2 protein-coding genes and 1 pseudogene are annotated in these 4,812 nt (G+C 52.6%); all 3 read left to right on the top strand.

Features of this window, described 5'->3' with window-relative positions:
- Nucleotides 1–1,161 precede the first annotated feature (1,161 nt).
- Nucleotides 1,162–2,178, top strand: a pseudogene (locus tag JE47_RS20795) (thiamine pyrophosphate-dependent dehydrogenase E1 component subunit alpha).
- Between the two features lie 88 nt (nt 2,179–2,266).
- Nucleotides 2,267–3,301, top strand: coding sequence for an alpha-ketoacid dehydrogenase subunit beta (locus JE47_RS0119500; protein WP_031461352.1), 1,035 nt, complete (start codon nt 2,267–2,269; stop codon nt 3,299–3,301).
- A 29-nt stretch (nt 3,302–3,330) separates the two neighbouring features.
- A complete protein-coding gene (locus JE47_RS0119495; protein WP_031461351.1) occupies nt 3,331–4,728 on the top strand; it encodes an alpha/beta fold hydrolase in 1,398 nt (465 codons plus the stop codon).
- The last annotated feature ends 84 nt before the right edge of the window (nt 4,729–4,812 follow it).

Here is a 4,812-nt window from a genome sequence, read left to right as displayed (position 1 = left end):
TAACTCTCTTCACGAGCATAGCCACTTTGAGAAATAGCGAAGATTTTTCTTACATAGGACTCCATCAGTTTCTTCATACGAGACGCGCTCCCCATAATATTTGCGGAAACGATCAATGTACACTGCTCGGAGATATGACCGTTACAGGGCAAAAGGAAAGGGCACTCTTATCAATCCGCTGATTGATACTCAAGAACACATACTGACAGTCGATACCGATGGTGCCTCCAGATGCAACAGCTCGAATGCATAGCCTGTTGAGTGTTATGCCGTACATCACTAACAAGCTCTTGGTCAAAGCGACGCCGCGTCTATCTACAGCCACAAAGTTTTCTCTATTCGCTCGAAACCGGAACGATAGTCGCGTGTCAGGATGATAGGCAGGGCTGTTCCGGTCAGCGCACAAATGGTCTCGTGCTGTCTGTACAGCTTCGATGCCGTTTCGGCAATCGTTAGCAAGCGTAAGGATGCACTGTAGGAGAAAACTGCATATTTTACTCCAAATTATACACTATGAGAGTGAATTGTGCTATACTCACAACGCAGAAAGAGGTCTTTTCAGCGTTCTCAGCTTCGGGTTATCTCAGATGTTCGGAGGATGCGAAAGCGGAGTGACTCTGACAGATATTACACAACTGTTGTTCAACCCACGCGATTGCCCGGGAGCGCGGGCCTCTGGCCCGCGTCGTGTATTGCGCGCCTGAAACATATCGGTTGGTGTATCAGCACACTATCACCACCTAGCAGGCCCCCCGCTTGCGGGGGGATTGGGAAGGTGCCCCTCCCGCTGCGGTGATGGGCGTGATCGGCGCGACAACAGGGCAGAGCGCCGTCGGAACAGGAAGCTAAACGCCTCCTTGCGTTCCTTAGAAACCCGCCTTTTCTCTCGTTTCTCTTTTCCACCCCTCTCTTCTCGCATCTGCCAAAAACCCCTATCGCTGCTCGCGAGACTCTTGACAAACCTACTTCAAGATCATACAATAGAGTTATCAATATCATTCTCAAACTGAATAACTAACCCTGATACCACATTCTCGCTCATTATACCTCTTTCTTTCTGCGCATTTTGGCCTCTGTACACTGTCAGAGGAATCTCTATCCTGGCTTGATATGGCTCATCGCTGAGCTAGTGATGTTGTTCGTTGAGGAACGGAGAACAGTATGAACATTAGTCGGGAAAAGCTCCTCTGGGCGTATGAGCGCATGCGTCTCATTCGCGAGTTCGAAGATCGGCTTCACGCTGATTTTGCCGCCGGGAAGATACCCGGTTTCGTTCACCTGTATGCCGGTGAAGAGGCGGTAGCTGTTGGACTATGTGCGCATTTGCGTGACGACGACTTTATTACCAGTACCCATCGCGGGCACGGCCACTGTATCGCCAAGGGTGTTGACCTCCGGGCAATGATGGCAGAGATCTACGGTAAAGCAACCGGCGCCTGTAAGGGGAAAGGCGGCTCAATGCATATTGCCGATGTTGACAAGGGTATGCTCGGAGCGAACGGTATCGTTGGTGGTGGACCACCGCTGGCATGCGGTGCTGGTCTAACTGCAAAGCTCAAAGGTACTGATCAGGTGACTGTCTGCTTCTTCGGTGATGGGGCTTCCAATCAGGGTACAACGTTTGAGGGTCTTAATCTGGCCGGGATATGGAAGTTGCCGGTTGTGTTTGTTTGCGAGAATAACGGCTACGCCGAAACAACATCACCGCGCTACTCGGTTTCCGGCCAAGACATTGCCGCTCGTGCTCGGGGCTTTGGTATGCCAAGTATTGCTATCGATGGCCTCGATTTCTTTGCCGTATACGAAGCGGCTGGTGAAGCAATAGCTCGTGCCCGACGTGGTGAAGGGCCGACCTTTATTGAGGCGCAGACATACCGCTACTATGGCCACTTCGAGGGCGACTCAATTCGCTATCGTACTCGTGATGAAGAGGCTTACTATCGCTCACTCGATTGTCTGCAGCGTTTTCGCCAGACGGTAACTGCGTAAGGTCTGCTTACTGCCACTGAACTTGATGAGATTGATGCTCGTGCCCGTGCTGCGATCGAAGATGCAGTGCGCTTCGCTGCTGAAAGCCCACTCCCCGATCCGGCAGAGCTTTTGACTGACGTATACGTCGATTACCCCGTGACCGGTTTGTGGCCGTTTCAGGAAGCTACGGTCGCAGTACAACGCTAACTATGAATTGATAAGCGTCCTGTAGACAGAAGCATTGTTTCTGAACAATCCTTCGGTTTACAGAACTACTCGATGATGAGGTGTCACCATGACGGTAATGGTTGAGGAGGCAGTTCGTACCCTGAGCTATCGTGAGGCCATCAATGAGGCGCTGCGTTTAGAGATGCGGCGCGATCCAACCGTGATTATTATGGGTGAGGATGTAACCGGCGCATCGCACAGCGAAGATGAAACCCACCTCGATGCCTGGGGTGGCGTTTTGGGTGTAACTAAGGGTCTGGTTCACGAGTTTGGTCGTCAGCGTGTGCGCGATACTCCCATAACCGAATCGGGTTTTGTTGGCGCTGGTGTCGGCGCCGCAGCAACTGGTCTCCGTCCGGTCGTGGAGCTGATGTTTATCGGTTTTATGGGAGTTTGCCTGGATCAGATTGTTAATCAGGCTGCTAAGATACGCTACATGTTCGGTGGTAAGGCCCGTATTCCGCTGGTCATTCGCACGATGATCGGTGCTGGTTTTCGGGCTGCCGCTCAGCACTCCGACTCCATTTACTCAACCTTTGTGCATTTCCCCGGTCTGAAGGTAGTAGCTCCGGCGACACCTGCCGATGCAAAAGGCTTACTTATTGCAGCCATTCGCGATGATGATCCGGTGATATTCTGTGAGCATAAGCTGCTTTACGATATGAAGGGGCCGGTGCCCGAAGGTGAATATGTTATTCCACTCGGTCAGGCTGAAGTAAAGCGTGAAGGTGGCGACGTAACTATCGTAGCAATTTCTCGTATGGTGCTGCACGCCCTCGAAGCCGCTGAACGATTGGCACAGCAAGGGATTAGTGCTGAGGTGATCGATCTGCGCTCCCTATCGCCGCTTGATGAAGAGACGGTGTTGCAGTCGGTGCGTAAGACAGGACGTTTGGTCGTTGTTGATGAAGACAATCCGCGTTGTAGTGTTGCTGGAGACATTGCAACCCTAGCAGCAACCCAGGCGCTTGAGTTTCTGAATGCGCCAGTAAAGTTAGTCACGCCACCCCATACACCGGTACCCTTCAGCCCAGTTTTGGAAGATGCCTACGTACCTTCACCTGAACGGATTGTTACGGCTGCACGTGCAACGCTTGGTTGAAGTAGTGGGCAATTGTTGCAGGAGTAATCATGCCAACCGAGGTTGTTATGCCCAAATGGGGCTTGAGTATGCAAGAGGGAAAGATCAACCTCTGGCTCAAGCACGAGGGTGAAGCGGTGCAGAAAGGCGAGCCAATTGCCGAGGTTGAAACTGAAAAGATCACAAATGTGGTTGAAGCGCCGACCAGTGGCATCCTGGCTCGCCAGTGTTATCCCGAAGGCAGTATCGTAGCTGTAACGAAGGTAATTGCTTATATCACTGCGCCTGGAGAGCGTTTAGCTGACATGGTCGACATAACCGGTAATGGAATGGCGGCAACAGCACCAACTGATGAAAGGATTGTTGATAAACCATTACCGCAGCCGCAAATTCGTTCCGGTAATGTGCGGGCAATGCCGGCAGCGCGTAAATTGGCTCAGGAACACGGGATTGATTTGAGTACACTAACCGGTAGTGGGCCAGGCGGCGTCATCGTGAAGGAAGATGTCGAACGTGCGATTACCGCCCGCGCTGCCCCCGTTTCGCCGTTGCAGCGTGTGAATTTCTATAGTGCTGGCTATCGGCTCGACGGTTTGCTCTATACACCGCGTCATTTGCCGGCTGGTGAACGTCGACCGGGCGTGGTATTGCTCGTTGGCTACACCTATCTCAAGACCATGGTTATGCCGGATATAGCTAAAGTGCTCAATGCTGCCGGCTATGTGGCACTGGTCTTTGATTATCGTGGCTTCGGCGAGAGTGAAGGGCCGCGTGGCCGATTAATACCACTCGAGCAGGTTGCCGATGCCCGAGCGGCGCTGACGTTTCTGGCTGAGCAGTCGATGGTCGATCCGGATCGATTGGCTCTGATCGGGATAAGTCTCGGCGGTGCTCACGCTATTACAACCGCCGCACTCGATCAAAGAGTACGGGCAGTAGTGGCCCTTGAGCCGCCCGGTCATGGGGCACGTTGGCTCCGTAGCTTACGGCGTCATTGGGAATGGAGGCAATTTCTGTCCCGTTTAGCTGAAGATCGACGGCAGCGAGTGTTGTCAGGTGGATCGACAATGGTCGATCCGTTGGAAATCGTTCTACCCGATCCTGAATCTCAGGCGTTTCTTGATCAGGTTGCTGCCGAATTTCCGCAAATGAAGGTGACTCTGCCCTTGGAAAGTGCTGAGGCATTGATCGAATACGTCCCTGAAGACCTGGCCAGTCGTATTGCACCTCGTCCACTGCTCATCATTCACGGTGATGCCGACCAGCTTGTACCAGTCGCAGAAGCGCAGGCTATCGCTGAGCGAGCTGGTTCCTCGGCACAGCTTGAGATTATTCCCGGTATGAGCCATTTCAATTGGGTAATGCCGGGAAGCCCCGGTTTTATACGGGTAACCGACAGTATTGTGAAGTTTCTGAGGAATACTTTACCGGTGTCAGCAGACAACTAAGGGTGGTAGCCGTTCGTTGACTGGCAAGTCGGCAGGGTATCATTACAAGAAGAGCCGGTTGACGACGCCACCGCAGATGACTTA

This window comes from Chloroflexus sp. MS-G (assembly GCF_000735195.1).
Taxonomy (GTDB): domain Bacteria; phylum Chloroflexota; class Chloroflexia; order Chloroflexales; family Chloroflexaceae; genus Chloroflexus.
This window is presented reverse-complemented; position numbering and strand designations above follow the sequence as displayed.